The following is a 17,370-nucleotide window of genomic DNA, read 5'->3' on the forward strand; positions in this document are numbered from 1 at the left end:
TTCTTTAATTCTTAACTCGTAGCAGTCCCACTTCACCACTGGTAGCTGTGAACAATACCTGTCGCCCGTTCAGCGGCACTACGGTACTGATCAGCGAGTTACCTATCTTATGTTTCCACAATACTTTACCGGTTTGGGCTTCCAAAGCAAAAATCAGTCCTTCCTTGGTACTGCCGAACATGACACCTCCCTTTTCCACTTGCATGGAGGGTGCATGTTCGTATCCGAAGCCGACATTGCTTGCCCATAATTCGCGGGGTTGATCTCCCTGTGTGGCATAGCAGACAATACTGTCGTTCATGGTCTTACTGAATACGCGCGTTCCGTCTTCCGACAGGCCAATCGTTTCACGTACCATAGACTGGAAAGTGCGCCACACTGTTTCTCCGTTTTCTATATTGATAGCTGTCATGGCTCGCTGCGGATCGGTGATAAATACTTTGCCTTCTGCGGCTACCGGCCATACGGCTGCGGGTGAGAAGTGCATGCGCGTTAAACCGCCTGTCCACTTCCATAATACCTTACCGTCTGCTTTATTCAATGCATAGAGGGTATTGTCCCAGGCACCGAAGATCACTTTGTTGGCTGTTACCAGTGGTTTGGTTTCAATGTATCCTTTCACACCGGTATATGCCCAGATCACTTTACCTGTATGGATATCAATAGCACGGAAAGTAGAATCGCTGGCACCAATGTAGGCAATTCCATTTTCAATGGTTACCGCACCCAGTACCGGGTCTTTTGCTTTTACAGTCCACAGTAGTTTCCCGTCCTTGCTGTTCAGACCGTAGATGTTACGGTCGGCAGAACCGAATACGACTACACCATCTGCCGTAGCCGGAGTGCCTACAATGCGCTTACCGGATTGGAAATTCCACAGTTTCTTTCCATTCTTCAAGGCATAGCAAGTCAGGTAACCCATATCGTCTCCCACGAACACTTTGTCTTTTTCTACTGCAGGCGAACAATAGATACCTGCACCGGTTTGCACTACCCACTGTTCTTTCACATTCGGGTATTCTGTGTTGACTGAAAAGTCTGGGTATTTCTCTGCCTTTCCATTGCGGTCATAATAGGGTTGGGTCAGTGAGAAAGCAGCCCATTGCTTTTTCGGTTCTCCGATGCGCTGAGTGTAGACAAGGATAGAATCTTTGGTTATATCATAGATGCCATATCCCGGCTTTCTATCTTTATCACGCAGGTTACTGCGCATCAGGATACCCGGAATGCCATCATAACGCAAATCCCGGTTACGGTGATAGTGCCCGCCGATGAACAAACGAATGTTATAGGGGCGTACTGCGTCTGTTACTTCATACCAGTTATCCACATCTCCATCCAGTAACGGGTAGTGTGTAACGAGTATAACCGGCTTGTCTTTTCCAAACTTATCCATCTCTTCCGTCATCCAGCGGATGTCCTGCGGAACAACATGTCCGTAAGCCATACGCATTAACGGTCCGGAATTGAAACCCAGAAACAGGATGCCTTTATGCTCGAATTCAAAGCGTTCGCCGCCGAAAATCTCACCGAAGGCAGTACAGCCGGAGTCGCTCCATTTGGTTTCATGGTTACCGAGAATCATGTAATACTTTGCTTTCAGTAAATCCAATGTCTCTTTTACTTTCAGCATGGTGGCACGGTCGCCCTCTTCGGTGATATCGCCCGTAACCAAAACAAAGTCGATACTGTCTGTCGCATTTATTTGCGCGACGGAACGTAGTAAGTCTTCCGTCGGGTTGGGATTGTTAGGGCTGAAATGGATGTCCGTTATTTGCGCAAAACGGAATGTGCCATGTTGTGCCTGTATCGCGAACGGTAGCAGGCAGCCCAACAGGAACATTATTAAAAGTCTTCGCTTCATAGATGATGATTGATTTTAGTATATTATTGCTTGAATGAATTAGTTTTTTCACTGAAGAATGTCAGGATGGCATTCATCAACGCTTCTCTTTCAGAGGCAGTGCGCAATGCTTCGAACGGGAAGCCCAGTATGCAGGTTTTGTAGTCGCCTTTGTAAGCAATTCCGGCGCTCAGGTTGTTTTCCGAATAGCGCATTACGGTGTATGCATCTTTTGTTGCCGGTTCGATGGCATCCGGTGATTCTACCACATAGCTGTCTGCATTCAGTTCATTATGGTATGTATAGTTGCCTGAAAGGGCGGGGAACGGTGAAGCTACACATTTCACCTTACCCTCTGTAGCTGCCTGCCCCACGCGCCATTTATATTTCAGGACTTCTGTTGCAAATTTCTTATCGGACTCCTGAACCGGGGCAAGGCGATTGTCCCAAAGGTCGGTTCCTACATAGGCACCCGAGACGAAGATGTTTCCGCCTTGTCCGCAATATGCGGTGATAGCTTCCTGCATAGGTTGGCTGAATGTTTTGAACTCTAACGGCTTTATACCGCCACGTCCCATTTTAGTCTGACATTCTTTACCTAATATCAGGTCTACATACTTATAGTCGTTCAGGTTCATTGTTTTATTTTCCACACTTTCATCGCTGCAAGATATGAAAGAATATCCGGCTTTCAAAATGGCGGCTCCATGAATAGCGGGATAATCGAATGTGTTTCCGGCGATTACTTTATCTTCGTAATTACCATAGCTGTCGCCAAAGCCGGAAGCATCGTCGTCCATCCATGGAATGGAACGGCGGTATTCTTTCATCTTACCAATGTAGCTGATATCTTTCAGATAAGGTACGCCGTGGTCCAGTTCATCTAAGAAACCGGCAAGTAAAGTATCTCCGGGAGCAGGTGCAACAAAATCTGCCGGAGCACTGATGCGGTCGAAGCCGTTTACTATCAGCACGATATCTGAGTGATTAGCGTTTAGTGATGAGTGATTAGCGTTTGTCTGCTTATCACTCATCGCTAATCGCTTATAACTGTTAAACGCACGTCCTGCAGAGAGTATTTCGGACGGGAAACTTTCTCCGCCCTTGTTGACGGCAGTTACTTTATAACTGCATACCATGCCGGCAGGGAGGGCAGTGCGATAGGTATTCTTATCTACCAATACGCCATTATCGAAATCGCCATCTCCGATACGGGTATAAACGATATATTTTTCAGCATTTGCCGTTGGCTCCAGTGGGTCGGCTACGGGTTGCCAGGTCAGTTCTATTTCATTCTCGCCTACCATTTTCAATGCCATATTGTCGACAGGCAACGGCTGAACGATATAGTCCATGTGGTATTGCGAGCAAATGAATTGCAGCATACCTTTATAGATTGCACGGCTTACCGTAAAACGGAAGCGTGGATCTAAACCATAACGCATGTCTGCAAAGTTCTGGTGAGAAAGTAATTCCAGCAACATAGTGGGGACACGGGGCACACGTGCTTCGTAGTAGGATTGGTTCCACATACCGCGGCGTGTCCAATCCGGTTCGTATAGGCTGCGGATATCCCGTACTATATTTGACTGAATCAGGTCTGTCATGTCGTGTGCCAGATAGCGGGATGCTCCGTTAGCGTATTCTTCATTGTAAACGTTGGTATAGTAGATACCCAGTGTTCCGATGATAGAATCGTTTAGCGTAGTTCCTGCATCTGAATGGAAGGCGAAAGCCATATCTACCGGGATATTCAGTCCTTGTTCTGTCGGGTTAACCGTAGAACCACCGGCAAGGTAATTCACCCAGATACCACGACATTTGTAATCGTCCGTATAGTCATTCTTACCCTGACTGTCGGAATAGACACTGTCCGGAATACCTGCCCATTGAAGCCAGTAGCGTGCTGCCTCGCAGAAACGGGGATAACCGCTTATCTCATACGAGTAATCTATCTTCGGCATTTCTTTATGCACTATGGCAGCATTGCCGTCCGAACTTTTAATATTCTCTGTGGCACCTGCATCAGAGATACGGCGTGCCATATTTCCCATACCACCTCCGATTTTTACGGCATCAGCGGTAACGATACGTCCGGCTTTATCAGAACGATTGCTTAAAACAACTTTTCCGGCATCGCTTTTTCCGGCATCAAAACCAAATGTACCCAGATAAATCCAGGTGCCGCCACCCATCTGTTGGTTCACTTTGAATTGGGAGACTCCTCCTTTGTGATAAACAGTGTAAAGGGCATCATCCGTACTGTTTGGCAATGATTTATAGGATACATAAACGGCATACTGTCCGGTTGACGGAAGTTCAGGAATCCATTCGGCTGTACTTTCTCTCTCCTTCTTACCTTTCACCGTCTCAACAGTGCGAAAGGTTCCTTCACGGAATGGGTTCTCAAAATTGATATATTGATCGCGCAGATGGGCGAAACCTTCACCAGTACCTTGCATCCAGTTCTTATCGCCTATCTTTTCTGTATAAACGGAACGGGAGTGAAGGCAACCGTCATTGTCTACAACAACTTCTGCTATTTGGCTATCCCGTTCACGGGGCATCAGCACATTAGCTCCTGCATTCTCCAACATGGGAACCAGGAAAGGCAGTACATAACTTTGCGTATATAAATCCTCCACCGTCTGGAAGATGCGGGCGCGTTGCCATTCCCAGCGTGTCAGTTTGGGCTCATAATAGAAGCCGTGACTCTGCCACAAGGCAATGTGACGGTTCTTTAGGCCATTTGTAGGGGTATAGGGGGTAGAAAGGGCCGTTACTAAAGGTTTTGTTCCGGCAGGATTGAATGTTTTGGCTTTTTTATCCTTTTTGCTGCGTAGGGCCTGGGGTATTAATTCTTCGATGCTACGCTTATTCGTGCGGATTTGCAGGTTGTATTTTGAAAACTCTGCCGGAAGCAGTGCCTGCACACCTTGATAAATCTCTGTCACATTATCTTCTCGGAAAGGAATATATGCACAGTTCATGTTAGCGAATAATTGCAACGTATTTCCTTCAGTGGCGACAGAGTCAATCCGGATGCGTCCTACGGAAACCTCTTTCCGTGCGGTTGCGTCCAGAAACTTACCGATTTCCTGGCGGACATCCGTTGGAAGCTCTTGCGCGCCTCCCGTCTGGGGGATCAGGGAGGCGGTGAGCAAAGTGAACAAAAAATGAAGTCTTACATTCATGGATGATGTATTAAGTTAATTATTAGTTCTTATCTTTTCTGATCAACAGGCAGAGTCCGATAAACGTGAACAAAGCGTTGAATATCAACAGTTCGTAGCTGAACTGATACCCATTGAACCAGGCTTCCGAATTCTTTTGCAGGATAAAGCAAAGGATAGGGGAGAGGATAGCTACCAATGGGATATATTTATCGCGAACCTGTTGTTTCATGAATATACCGAATGCGAATAATCCGAGAATGGGACCGTATGTGTAACTTGCCAGTATATATACGGCATCGATTACACTTGTGTTATTCAATAGGTTGAATACGAATATCGTGATACCCATAATTACAGCCATACCAATATGTACCTGCTTGCGTATCTTTACGATTTTTTCTTCTGTCCTGCCTTTTGTCCCGAGGATATCCACTGTAAAAGAAGTTGTTAAAGCTGTCAGTGCTGATCCGGCAGCGGAATAAGCTGAAGAAATAAGTCCGATGATAAACAAGATGCCTACAATTGCAGGAAAGTAGTTACCGGTGGCTATCAATGGGAAGAGTTCATCGCTCTTTTCTACCTGAATGCCCTGGTTACCAGCAAAGATGTAAAGCAATACCCCCAGCATCAGGAACAACAGAATTACGAAGAACTGTGATATAACACTCGTAATCATGTTTTTCTGTGAATCTTTGAAGTTCTTGCAGCTGAGGTTACGTTGCATCATGTCCTGATCCAGTCCTGTCATGGCAATCATTGTGAATGCCCCGGCAAAGAATTGTTTGAAGAAATACTGTTTACTGTTTACATCGTCAAAGAAGAAGATACGTGACATGTCACTATCTGCAATGGTGCTGATCATACTACTGAGCGACAGATTGAGATCGGAAGCAATATAACTGATGCAGAGAACTACGGATACCACCAGACAGAATGTTTTGAGTGAATCTGTCCAGATCAGGGATTTTACTCCACCCCGGAAAGTATAGAGCCATACTAATGCTACGGTAATAGCTACATTCAAAATGAAAGGTAATCCAAACGGTTCGAATACCAGCAGTTGCAGTGTCAAGCATACGAGAAACAAACGTACTGCAGCTCCCAGCATCTTAGAAATGAAGAAGAACCATGCGCCTGTCCGGTAGGAAGACATACCAAAACGGTTTTCCAGATATTCATAGATGGATACCAGGTTCATCCGGTAGAACAGTGGCGTCAATACGAATGCAATGATTAGTTGCCCCGCAACAAATCCCAATACCATTTGCAAGTAACCGAAACTACTGGCAGCTACCATGCCCGGCACTGATACATACGTCACTCCGGAGATGCTGGACCCAATCATGGCAAATGCCACAACATGCCAGGCCGATTTACGGTTACCGACGAAGAAACCTGCATTGTCGGCTTTTCTGCCAGCTATATAGGATATAGTGAACAATATCACAAAATAAGCGGCAATGGTGATAATAACGGATATCGGGCTCATACTATTAATTTACGATTGAATGATTTATATCGGTAATAAACTTACTCTTCATAAAGCAGATATGGTTTACGTTGTGTCTTGAACTTTTCAACATCACCTTTCCACATGGCTTTAATTTCATCAGCACTTTTTCCTTCTTTAATCATTTTTCGTACATAATCTCTTCCCACTAACAGCTCAAAGAACGGACGGAAGAAATGGTCATCAAGATTCAAGTTACGGTAGGCGTCAATGACATAGGTTAAATCTATTCCTCGCTTCCAGATTTCCTCATCACTCATATTGCTCAGATCTACTCCATAGCATAGTTTATTCAACTGAGGCGGATTCTTTGCTCCGGGAATGCTTCTTGGAGTGAAGCTATAATTATATCCGGTCATATTGGGGTGTCCATACACCTGAAATGGCAGTGAAGTCCCTCTGCCTAGGCTGACAGGTGTTGCTTCAAAGAAACAAGTGGACGGATATAAATATATCGACTTCATATTTGGCAGATTAGGAGATGGAGGAATTGGCAACTGATACCTTGTCTGGTGTGTATAGTTCTTACACTTGATAACAGCTAAATCACATTTGCGTGAATCGGGTAACCAGCCTTCTCCATTAATCATTAATGCAAGTTCCCCTAATGTCATTCCGTGTACAATAGGAATCGGCAACCATCCCACACCTGATTTATATTTCATATCCAGAATAGGACCGTCTACATAGTGTCCGTTTGGATTGGGGCGGTCTAACAATAAGACTTTTTTATTATATTCTGCACAAACATCCATTAGCCTGCACATTGTTATATAATAGGTATAGAATCGTAGCCCTACATCTTGTATATCTATTATTAAAATATCGAACTTTTGCATTGAGGCCTTACTTGGCTTCTTATCTTTGCCTTCATAAAGTGAAAGTATAGGTACACCCGTTTTTGAGTCTACTGAACTGGATACGTGTTCACCTGCATCTGCATTTCCACGGAATCCATGTTCCGGTGAAAAAATGGCAACTACATTGAACTTATTTTCCAAAAGGACATCCAATAAATGTTTGTCTCCTATCATTCCTGTATGATTGGAGAATATAGCGATTTTCTTATCTTTTAGGATGGGAAAATACTCGGAAGTCTGTTCGTCACCCAAAATGATTCGATCTTTTTGCGCTTGACACAAGAAGGCACTGCACAATAAAAGAGTCAGTAGCAGAAGTTTCTTCATAATAGTATTATTGTTAAGGAGGATGTTCGTAGCAACAAAGATAGACTTTATTTTAATATCAAAAACACTTATTTTATTATTTTTAGTATTATAATTATTAATTTGCAAATAACAGGTTGCTCACCTTAATTTATATGGAGGAAGTGTTTATTTGCTTATTACCCTTTACCTCTTATCTTTGCATAAATTAAATGGCCATTAAATTAATGATCATTTAATTAGATTAGTAATATAAAAGGGGTGAGAGCCAATACAGCTCTCACCCCTTTGCGAAGTGAAATCACGAGCGTATTTATAGTGCTGTGAACTGGCTTACCGAACTGATTGGCTTGGCCGAACGCATCCCCTTCAGAATATGATGGTAGCGGCGTCCGATGTAACCATTCCAATAGTCGGAATATGATACGTACTTGCCGTTTGAGTTCCATACTTGCAAGTCCTGGGTGTATTCACCGTTCTCATCTTGTACTTTTATTTTATAGTCGATGCGGGCATAGCCGCTGGAGTTGAATATACTCTTTATTACTGTGATGGGCTGCCAACCAGTGCTTTCACCGAAAGCTATAGGAGAACCTATATTTTTCCACTCGCTTTTGCTGCCTTCTTTGGTGGTGTACTGATACTGGTATTGCAGCTTCAGAGTGCTGTATTCTCCTTCCTTTTCGTAGAGAAAATTGTAGAACTTTACCCAGCAGGTGCTGTCTGTGTCCATTGTAGTATTGGTTTCGTAAGGGTATCCGTTGTCGAATACGATGGGGTCTTTGTCAAAGTCGTAGACAAACACGTTCTGCTTACCGGAAGTAAGTTTCGCGTTCTTGTCATAGACCAGTTCAAGGTCGGTTCCTTTGTACAGTTTGATGTTGACATCTCCGGCTGCTGTTGTGTAGAAACGTCCCACGCTGCCCGAGGGTACAGCATTATATGTGCTGACGACAGCGGCACCGTTGTTCACGTATTCTTGCCTACCGATTTCCATCTTGTAAATGTTGTTTGTAGCAGTAGCGGTTACGGGAACGAAATAGTGCAGCTGGATTTCTGCCATATCATTGCTTATTGGAGTGGTCATATACTCTATTTCATGTTTTTCACACGAAACCGCACTCACTGCAATCAAGCATAGACCTATAAATTTTGTTATCTTCATAATTGTAGTACTATTAATGATTGTTATTCATACTGATGTTTATAAGTTTTCGGGCATTTCTCCGGGGAATGCGAACCAAGGGATGGAGCATTGGTAATTGTCTGCCGTTCCGCTGATTGGTGTCAACGATTCGAGTGAGGGAACATTCCACATGTATTCCGAGTTATAACGCGGACGTACTCTGAAACAAGGTGAACCGTAATTGCGGGTGTTGTATTGTCCCTTGCGTCCCTGCACTTGTGCCGGTGCCAGATAGAATCCTTTATAGACTTTGGAGTCGTCAGTGTCCCATTTCTGGTCAACCATTGTTTCGGACCATCCGTTACCCAGTTTGGGGTACTCTCCACTATATTGGATGTCATAGTGGTATTTGCGCATGTCTACCCAAGCTTCATGTGCTCCCCAAGGATATAGGGCTACCCATTTCTGCATCATGATGTGCGACAAGGTCAGTTCATCCGCCGTCATTCCTTCTACATAAGGACCGTTGGCATATTCGCTGGCCAGAGCGCTGAATAACTCTTTTGTAATCTTATCTCCTCCGGAGGTTTGTCCCGGTGTGCCTGGATAGATATAGGTTGCCGTGAATTCCAAGTCAGCTTTCACGCCTTCTTTGAAAGCTTGTAATGCGAAGGTCTTCTCTCCCATTTTGTAGTATGTTTCCGCTGCGCAGAATTTTATTTCCGCATAAGTCATCAGGATGTAAGGGGCGTCATCACGGTAAATCCATTTGCCCTTTCCGTCGTTTACGTCTCCCTGATACTGTGAAGTGGCATTTCGTCCGTAGAAGGAGGGCGTGGTTCCAATAGGACCGCTTGTGCTGGTAAAGGTACTTCCGTAGTAGTGGTAGGATTTCACACTGTCTGCATCGTTGATGTCCTCGTAGTCGGCGTTATCGGTGGTGGCCAATTTCACGGCCATACGTGGGTCATAGTGGCCTGCAACGTCTTTCAGTGTATCGCAGACAATCTGTCCTTCTGCCAGTTCATACGGATAATAGTCTTGGTTCTCTACACGGTATTTCTCGCCCGTTGTTTCATCGTACTTGGGTATGCTGCCCGTCATTACCTGCACGGCATATTCGTGCTGAAAATAAGAGCGTGACAAGTTGCCTCTGTAAGTTCCCCAGAAATTGTTGTACGTAGATTCTGCCGAACTTTCCCCTTTTCCTTCCACGGATACGGTAGCATCATCTGCCGGGCTTTGGAAAGCTTTTCCGGCACATTCTATCAGTTCCAGGGCATATTTGTTCACAAAGTCACTCTTGTTGGAGAGGGAAGCCAGATTGCGCACGATGACAGAATAGGCAAACTTAATCCATTTGTCTTTGTCTCCTTTGTAAATCCAGTCGTTGCTACTGATTTTGGAGCCATAGCTATGGATATCTTCCCGTTCAAGGTATTCAATGGCCTTGTATGCCCATTCCCTTACTTGTGCATAAATATCCTCTTGGCTGTCATAGTGGTGAGAAAGCTGGTCGGGGGTAAAGGCTTCTTTCATGGGAAGTTCCCCATGATATTTTGTGAGCTTGTCCCAACTGAACGCTTTGATGGCAAGGCCTATGCCGGCCAGTCTCCATTCTTCATTGGCAACGGACTGGTTGATGAGGTTCTCCAGATTCATGCCTTGCAGCCAGTATACCATCCGCCAAAGTTCACCGCCTGCATCGGAGCCACTGGTATAATAGTTGTTGGCGAAATTTGTATAGGAGCTGGTTCCCATCATCTGTGTCAACGGTCCTACGGCACGTATGTCGTAGTAGATACTCTGGTAATTCTGGATGATACCGGACAGATACAGATATCCTTCTATATAGTCGGGAGCATCCACATTGTTGTTGACATCCAGATAGTCGTCGCAACTAGTGTTGAACGACAGCACTGTTGCCAGTATTGCTATGATTGAAAGTTTCTTCATAATTTGTATACTTTAGTTTGATAACCGGATTGTTTAGTTGAAAGTCAGGCTGATGCCGAATGATATGCTGCGCGGGTTAGGAAGCGACCATACATCGTATCCTTCTCCACCGGTGCCGCCTGCTGCGGCCGATACGGTGTTGCCCACTGCATCGATGCCCGAGTAGTTGGTCCATGTACAGAGATCATTGCCGCACAGATAAATATTAGCATTGCTGATTAGGCCGCTGAACATTCTCTTCAGATACTTGCCGGGTACTGTGTAAGACAAGCGCAGCTCTTGCAGACGCAGATAATTGACGTCTTTCTCAAGCCAGTCCTCATCGCCTCCACCATAAATGGAACTTCCATAGGTCTTGTAATCCACAGCTATCGTATTTTTAGTGGGATTGGCACTGTTTTCGTTTCCATCCTTCAGTACGCCGTTGAATACGACCGGGCCGCTTTCGCGCAGTTTCACGGATTCCCAGCTGGTGCCGGTGGTCATCATGGAGCGTTTCGTGCCGTTCACTACGGTTGCTTTGTAGCGGCCGGCAAACATAGCGGAGAGGCGGAATCCTTTCCACGTCAAGGCAGTGGTAAGTCCATAGCGCAGTTTCGGCTCACGGTTGCCGATGACGCTCCAGGTCTCGTCGACCAGCGGAAGTCCGGTGGTGGGGTCAATGAGGATGTCGCCGTTTTCGTTGCGTGTATAGGCACGTCCGGTAAGGGTCGTAACAGGGTTACCCACCATGATGCCATTTCTGATGTTTCCTGAGTTCCACGTATAGGCATTGTAGTATTCACTCACGTTTTCGGGCAGATATACGACTTCCGAGTCAGTTTGCGATAAATTGACTCCTACATTCCAGCGCAGTCCGTTCCGGTTGATGATGTCTCCGTCGATGTGTGCTTCCCAACCCCAGGTGTTGAATGTGCCTACATTCATGTTGTTCAGGATGAATCCGGTGGCATAGCTCAGTCGGAAGCCCTTTACGATTTGGTCGGCACAGTGTGTATGGAAGTATGTAAAGTCTGCCACTATGCGGTCGTTGAGGAAGCGGCCTTCAAATCCTGCTTCCCAGGAGGTCGTCATTTCAGGTTTCAGGTTCTTGTTGGGGCCGGTATAGCCGTAATTGTAACCTCCTCCCTGCATTCCGGTCGGTTCCAGCTCCGGGTCAATCTCCAGTGGTCCTGCATCTTTGCCGACCTGTGCTATGGAGCCTCGGAGTTTCAGGTAGCTGATGGCTTTATTGTCTTTCAGGAATGGGAGTTCTGTGGCCACGAATGCCAGTTCTGCTGCCGGATAGAAGTAAGAGTTGTTCTCCTTGGGCAGGGTAGACGACCAGTCGTTACGGGCACGCAGCGTAAGGAATGCCATGTTGTTGTAACCAAACTCGGCTTGTGCGGAGATGGCCTGTACACGGCGCTTGGTAGTGCGCTTCTTAGCACTGATGGTGGTGGCATCGCAGTTATTGATGGACTGGAAGTCGGGGACTGCAAAGTTCGAACCATAAGTGGACAGGCGGGTGACGCCATTTTCTATCTGGTGATAACCGACTTGGGCATTGAAAGTCATTTTCTTGTTGAAGAATTCGTTGTTATACCCTGCCAGGATGTTGAGGGTAGGGTCGGAGAAGTTGGACTTTGACAGGTTGTAGGAACCGGAACCTGCATTATTGTTCGAGTAATAAGGATGGTTTGAAGTCTCAAATGTCTGGGTGCCCACGTCCCAACCCACTTGTGCACGGATAAATACCTGCTTGATGGGATTGATGGTGATAGCGGCATTGGAGAGAAAGCGGTCGGACTCATCATAATATTTGTTTCTGTAAAGTCCGAAGAGAGGATTCAGTAAGTCCGTGTCGGTATAGTAGTCCGGCAGGCGCATGTGCGACTGGTCTGTGTCGAGATAGTTTGCCATATTATCCACCATGGGCCATCTCATGGCCAGATATAGCGGGCCGGATGTTCCACGCAATGCCTTTGTGTTGGTAGTGGAAGTATACTGCATGGAAGCCTCAAACTTCAGCCACTTTGTAATATCCGCTTTACCCGATAGAGAAAGGTTGGTGCGACCGTAGTCAGTGGTTTTTATGATACCGGTCTGGTCGAGGAAAGAAGCGGCTGCACGGAGCGTTGATTTTTCGCTTCCTGCTTCCACGGCAATGTTGTGCTTGCTGGTGAATCCGGTTTGCAGCACGGCATCGATGTTGTCGTATAGGGCTGTTCCTTCCGGATAGAGCCCACCGTATCGGTTGGTATAGTAATAGTTGGTGGTGCCGTATGCGCCCTGTGCATATTTGTCTTGCATTTCAGGGTAACCATACGATTTGTCCCAGCGGAAACTGTTGCTATAAGTCACCCGTCCCTTGCCGGAAGTCCCTTTCTTGGTGGTGATGATGATGGCACCGTTGGAAGCGTCCGATCCGTAAAGCGCGGCGGCGGCAGCGCCTTTCAGTACGGTCATGGATTCTATGTCCTCGGGGTTGAAGTCATTTCCGCGTGATGCAAAGTCCAAGTTACGGCTGCTGAAACTTTCACCGGCATCGGCAAATGCGGTCGGGTCGAAAGTTGAGTTGTTCATGGGGATACCGTCCACTACATATAGCGGCTGGTTGCTGCCCGAAATGGAAGTGATGCTTCTCAGTGTGACTGTGGTTGAAGAACCTGGTGCTCCACCACTGGACGATACGTTCATGCCCGATACACGTCCTTGCAGTGCTGAAATGAAGTTGTCGCGTCCGGACTCAATGATATCGGCCGCCTTAACGTTCTGTACGGATGAACCTACGGAGCGTGCCACACGTTTCATACCAAATTCTGCTGTAATCTCTACTTCGCCCAATACATTGGCATCTTCTTCCAGTGTGATGGTTAACGATCTTTGTTTCCCTATTTCTACCGTTTTTGTTTTGTATCCAATATAAGATATGTTCAACTTGTCTCCCGGTGAAACAGATAATGTGAATTTTCCGTTAACATCTGTAATGGTGCCTTTATTTGTACTGCCTTTTACCACAACATTGACACCGATAATAGGTTCTCCGGTGCTGTCCACTACCAAACCCGTAACAGTGACAACTTGTGATTGCTCTGTCACTCCTGCAACAGCACTTGGTACTGTTGCAGAAGCCATAACATTACCGCTACTTAATAACAGTGAACTAATAGCCACTGCCGTGAGGAATTTGCTGTGTGTTAATCCTCTTTTTTTGCGATCTTCATTCATAAAAGATTGATGATTTTAATAGTAATTAAATGTTTTCTTTGAAATTAAAATAGGGATAGTTAGTTCAAGAATAACCGACGATTATTCCCTTTGATCATATATTTTCTTCTCCATAGGCATTTCCTCTATTTACAGGTTTAACTTATATTTCATCTCTCTTATTCTTTTTAGGCATACTCCAAGTTCCAAGAGAACATTGCTAAAAGATATGTAGTAATAAAGATGAGCAAAAAACGTGTTGGTCCTGAATATCACCTATAGTAATAGCTGATAAGGTTAAAAAATGCCATATAGAATATGTTGAGAGAATAATTATCCGATTATTATTTGTTTATGTTCCGATTATTGGTAGCTTTGCCAAAAACAGAAACCTGTTTTGTGTGATAATGCCAATAATCGGAACATAAGACTGTAGCTATGGAATTGTATCGGAGTATAATAGAAGATTTGAAAGCGTGGAAACGCAATTCTGAAAGAAAGCCCCTTATATTAAAAGGAGCACGTCAAACCGGAAAAACCTGGATTCTTGAATATTTTGGGAGAACAGAGTTTAAGTACACGGTCAAATTTAATTTTGACAAGGATCATTCTATCCATGAGATATTTGAAACAACTAAAGAACCCTCCCGAATTATCTCACAATTGTCATTGCTCACTGATAGTCCTATTCTGCCGGGCGAAACCTTACTTATTTTCGATGAAATTCAAGAATGCAATCCTGCCCTGAACGCATTGAAGTATTTCTACGAAGATGCGTCTGAGTATGCTGTTGTAGCGGCAGGTTCTTTGTTAGGTGTGGCTTTGTCGAAGGGAGATTCATTCCCGGTAGGCAAAGTTGAGTTCTTGAATTTATATCCTCTTACATTTAAGGAGTTCCTGAAGACGATCAATGAAAAACTATACAGTTATATTGAAGAACTTACAGAAATAGCTCCTTTACCACAATTCGTTACTGACAGGCTTAGTGAACTGTATCAGCAATACTTGGTCATTGGTGGAATGCCCGCCGTAATAAACTATTTCCTCGAAAACAAAGGTATGGAAAAAGTGAAAAAGGAACAGCAAACAATACTGAATGCCTATACTCTGGATTTTTCAAAACATGCAGAGAATAAAGATATTCCCCGTATTACCCATATTTGGAATTCCATTCCCAGCCAGTTGGCTAAAGAGAACAGAAAGTTCCTATATAAATTGGTTAAGCCCGGTGCACGTGCCCGTGATTATGAAGACGCTTTGCTTTGGTTGGAAAGTGCCGGTTTGATTTATCGGGTATTTTGTACAACAAAACCGTTTCTTCCTTTGAAAGCCTATGATGATTTGTCAGCATTCAAAGTCTATCTATCCGATGTCGGACTGTTGCGTGAATTATCCGGGCTTCCATCTGAAATTATATTTTTGGGTAACGATGTATATACGGAATTTAAAGGAGCTATTGCTGAAAATTATGTTTTGCAGAGTTTAGTTCCTCAATATAATATTCTTCCACGATATTGGACTTCTATAGGGAAAGCTGAAGTTGATTTTGTCATTCAGTCTGGTAGTGAAATTATCCCTGTTGAGGTGAAAGCTCAAACCCGATTAGGAGGTAAAAGCTTGTCTGTTTATGATGCAAATTATCATCCGGCATGTAAGTTACGCTATTCATTGAATAATCTAAAACAAGATGGCACGCTGATTAATATACCTTTATATCTGGCAGATTGGACAAAGAAGATTGTTAATTTTTTGACCTTGTGCTAATTAAATGATCATTAATTTAATGGCTATTTAATTAGTGCAAGGTCAAAAAGTATCTGCTTATGTTCTGATTTTCAAGGAATATTTTGCAGGATGAACCTATTTTAATAGTTCACAGATTCCGATAAATCACTTTCTGCATTTTTCTTATCAAGTGCTGTTACGAAATAAGTTCCTTTTTCATTCAGTTTGAATGTGGTATCTTTAGTGGTCCCTATTAAGCTGGCTATTTGGTTGACACCATTATCTTTATACACTGCATAGTAAGCAGCTTGTACTCCATTCCATGATAAATTACTTCCATTTATGCGAACATTGGTAGGAGCATTTGGCTTTTCAGTTATGGTTCTGCCTAAGTAAGGAAGTAAAACAGGACTTTTATATACATTCCTGATTACATCCATAATCCTGACTTTATTTTCTACCAGATATTTAACGCTATACAAAACACTTCCTTTTACTTTTGGTTTTGTTTTTGCAAAGTCGAACTGTTTCTGCAGATCCTCGGACGACTGGAATTTACTACCATATGCCGGGTCACCAAATTTATAAACTCCATATCCTACTAAAAGATGATTCTCATAGATATATTGTGACCATAAATTTAGTCTCTGGTTAAAACTACTTTCTTCCGTACCCGTAGCAAAATACAATTGTGGAATTACAACATCCACCCAGCCTTCTTTCGACCACTTTTTCACATCTGCAAACAAAGTATTGTAGTTATTATCCATATTGGCCGCAGGACTGATTGAGAAGATCACATCAGGACGAGTCTCGATAATAGTCTTTTGAATATTCTGGATTACTACATTTACGTTATTTCGTCTGAAATCAGCAATATTATCAAATTGCGCCTTACCATATTTTTCATATTCTGCATTATCATTCATGTTCTCAGATGCTTCTAATGCAGGATAGAAATAATCATCCATGTGAATACCATCAACATCATATTTAGTAATAATCTCCTTGACGATTTGTGTGATGCGGGTTTGCACCTCAGGTAAAGCCGGATTATAAATCCGAATCTTTTCGTAATCCTTAGTCAGTTCAGTTGGAATCTTTGGATCCAACTGAGGAAATGCCGAACCTTTATTGGCCCGGGTAGAAATACGATAAGGATTCAACCAGGCATGGAATTGGATATCTCGTTTATGAGCTTCTTCAATAAGGAATCCCAGAACGTCATAACTTGGCTTAACTCCGGCAGTTCCTGTGATATACTTACTCCAAGACTCGTATTGCGAATCATAAAATGCATCTGCCATTCCCCGAATCTGGAAGAAGATCGCATTCATTTTGTTTTCGACTAATAAGTTCAGATAGTCAATATACTTTTGTTTCTGAGCTGTAGCATTGTACTCCTCCATGGGCCAGTCGATACCCCAGGCTGTAGTTACCCATACTCCACGTAACTCTTTTTGAGGTAAAGTCGAAGGTGTATTTTCTTCCGGTGGCGGTATAATATCATCGTCATTGTCCTTACTACAAGATGCGACAAATGCAATGAAAATAATCAAGGTTAGATATTTCAAATATTTCATTTCTAAATTCAGAATAATGAAGCCGCCTAATTCTCACTCATTAGACGGCTCCTATGTTAATACTATAATTTATTTGATTAAAAAACGAAGATAGTT

9 protein-coding genes are annotated in these 17,370 nt (G+C 43.9%); 1 reads left to right on the forward strand and 8 read right to left on the reverse strand.

Annotation, left to right across the window (positions count from 1 at the left end; all coding sequences use genetic code 11):
- Positions 1 to 4 precede the first annotated feature (4 nt).
- The 7 genes from DW036_RS01405 to DW036_RS01435 form a co-directional block, all read right to left on the reverse strand.
- Positions 5 to 1,864: a PQQ-binding-like beta-propeller repeat protein gene (locus DW036_RS01405; RefSeq protein WP_118460713.1), complete on the reverse strand. Its 1,860-nt coding sequence runs from the start codon at positions 1,862 to 1,864 to the stop codon at positions 5 to 7.
- A 23-nt stretch (positions 1,865 to 1,887) separates the two neighbouring features.
- Entirely contained in the window at positions 1,888 to 5,037 is a 3,150-nt protein-coding gene (locus tag DW036_RS01410) for a xanthan lyase (RefSeq protein WP_118460714.1), read from the reverse strand.
- Positions 5,038 to 5,059: 22 nt separating this feature from the next.
- Positions 5,060 to 6,508, reverse strand: coding sequence for a sodium:solute symporter (locus DW036_RS01415; RefSeq protein ID WP_118460716.1), 1,449 nt, complete (start codon positions 6,506 to 6,508; stop codon positions 5,060 to 5,062).
- Positions 6,509 to 6,549: 41 nt separating this feature from the next.
- Positions 6,550 to 7,716, reverse strand: coding sequence for an exo-beta-N-acetylmuramidase NamZ domain-containing protein (locus tag DW036_RS01420; protein WP_118460718.1), 1,167 nt, complete (start codon positions 7,714 to 7,716; stop codon positions 6,550 to 6,552).
- A gap of 292 nt (positions 7,717 to 8,008) precedes the next feature.
- A complete protein-coding gene (locus tag DW036_RS01425) occupies positions 8,009 to 8,860 on the reverse strand; it encodes a hypothetical protein (protein WP_118460720.1) in 852 nt (283 codons plus the stop codon).
- Positions 8,861 to 8,899: 39 nt separating this feature from the next.
- Positions 8,900 to 10,777: a SusD/RagB family nutrient-binding outer membrane lipoprotein gene (locus DW036_RS01430; protein ID WP_118460721.1), complete on the reverse strand. Its 1,878-nt coding sequence runs from the start codon at positions 10,775 to 10,777 to the stop codon at positions 8,900 to 8,902.
- A gap of 33 nt (positions 10,778 to 10,810) precedes the next feature.
- The gene (locus DW036_RS01435; protein WP_233560211.1) at positions 10,811 to 13,987 is read right to left on the reverse strand and encodes a SusC/RagA family TonB-linked outer membrane protein; all 3,177 of its coding nucleotides are present in this window, start codon (positions 13,985 to 13,987) and stop codon (positions 10,811 to 10,813) included.
- Between the two features lie 417 nt (positions 13,988 to 14,404).
- Between DW036_RS01435 and DW036_RS01440 the strand changes: the two genes are divergently transcribed.
- A complete protein-coding gene (locus tag DW036_RS01440) occupies positions 14,405 to 15,730 on the forward strand; it encodes an ATP-binding protein (RefSeq protein WP_118460723.1) in 1,326 nt (441 codons plus the stop codon).
- Positions 15,731 to 15,831: 101 nt separating this feature from the next.
- On the opposite strand, the gene DW036_RS01445 is transcribed toward DW036_RS01440, so the two are convergent.
- Complete coding sequence (locus DW036_RS01445; RefSeq protein WP_118460725.1) at positions 15,832 to 17,274, reverse strand: glycoside hydrolase family 10 protein; 1,443 nt, start codon at positions 17,272 to 17,274, stop codon at positions 15,832 to 15,834.
- Between the last annotated feature and the right edge of the window lie 96 nt (positions 17,275 to 17,370).

Origin of the sequence: Bacteroides sp. AF39-11AC, from assembly GCF_003474285.1 — a bacterium.
Classification (GTDB): domain Bacteria; phylum Bacteroidota; class Bacteroidia; order Bacteroidales; family Bacteroidaceae; genus Bacteroides.

Coding starts and splice junctions, on each gene's coding strand:
- DW036_RS01430 (WP_118460721.1), bottom strand. CDS start 10,777: ATGAAGAAACTTTCAATCATAGCAATACTGGCAACAGTGCTGTCGTTC.
- DW036_RS01425 (WP_118460720.1), bottom strand. CDS start 8,860: ATGAAGATAACAAAATTTATAGGTCTATGCTTGATTGCAGTGAGTGCG.
- DW036_RS01435 (WP_233560211.1), bottom strand. CDS start 13,987: ATGAATGAAGATCGCAAAAAAAGAGGATTAACACACAGCAAATTCCTC.
- DW036_RS01420 (WP_118460718.1), bottom strand. CDS start 7,716: ATGAAGAAACTTCTGCTACTGACTCTTTTATTGTGCAGTGCCTTCTTG.
- DW036_RS01440 (WP_118460723.1), top strand. CDS start 14,405: ATGGAATTGTATCGGAGTATAATAGAAGATTTGAAAGCGTGGAAACGC.
- DW036_RS01405 (WP_118460713.1), bottom strand. CDS start 1,864: ATGAAGCGAAGACTTTTAATAATGTTCCTGTTGGGCTGCCTGCTACCG.
- DW036_RS01445 (WP_118460725.1), bottom strand. CDS start 17,274: ATGAAATATTTGAAATATCTAACCTTGATTATTTTCATTGCATTTGTC.
- DW036_RS01415 (WP_118460716.1), bottom strand. CDS start 6,508: ATGAGCCCGATATCCGTTATTATCACCATTGCCGCTTATTTTGTGATA.
- DW036_RS01410 (WP_118460714.1), bottom strand. CDS start 5,037: ATGAATGTAAGACTTCATTTTTTGTTCACTTTGCTCACCGCCTCCCTG.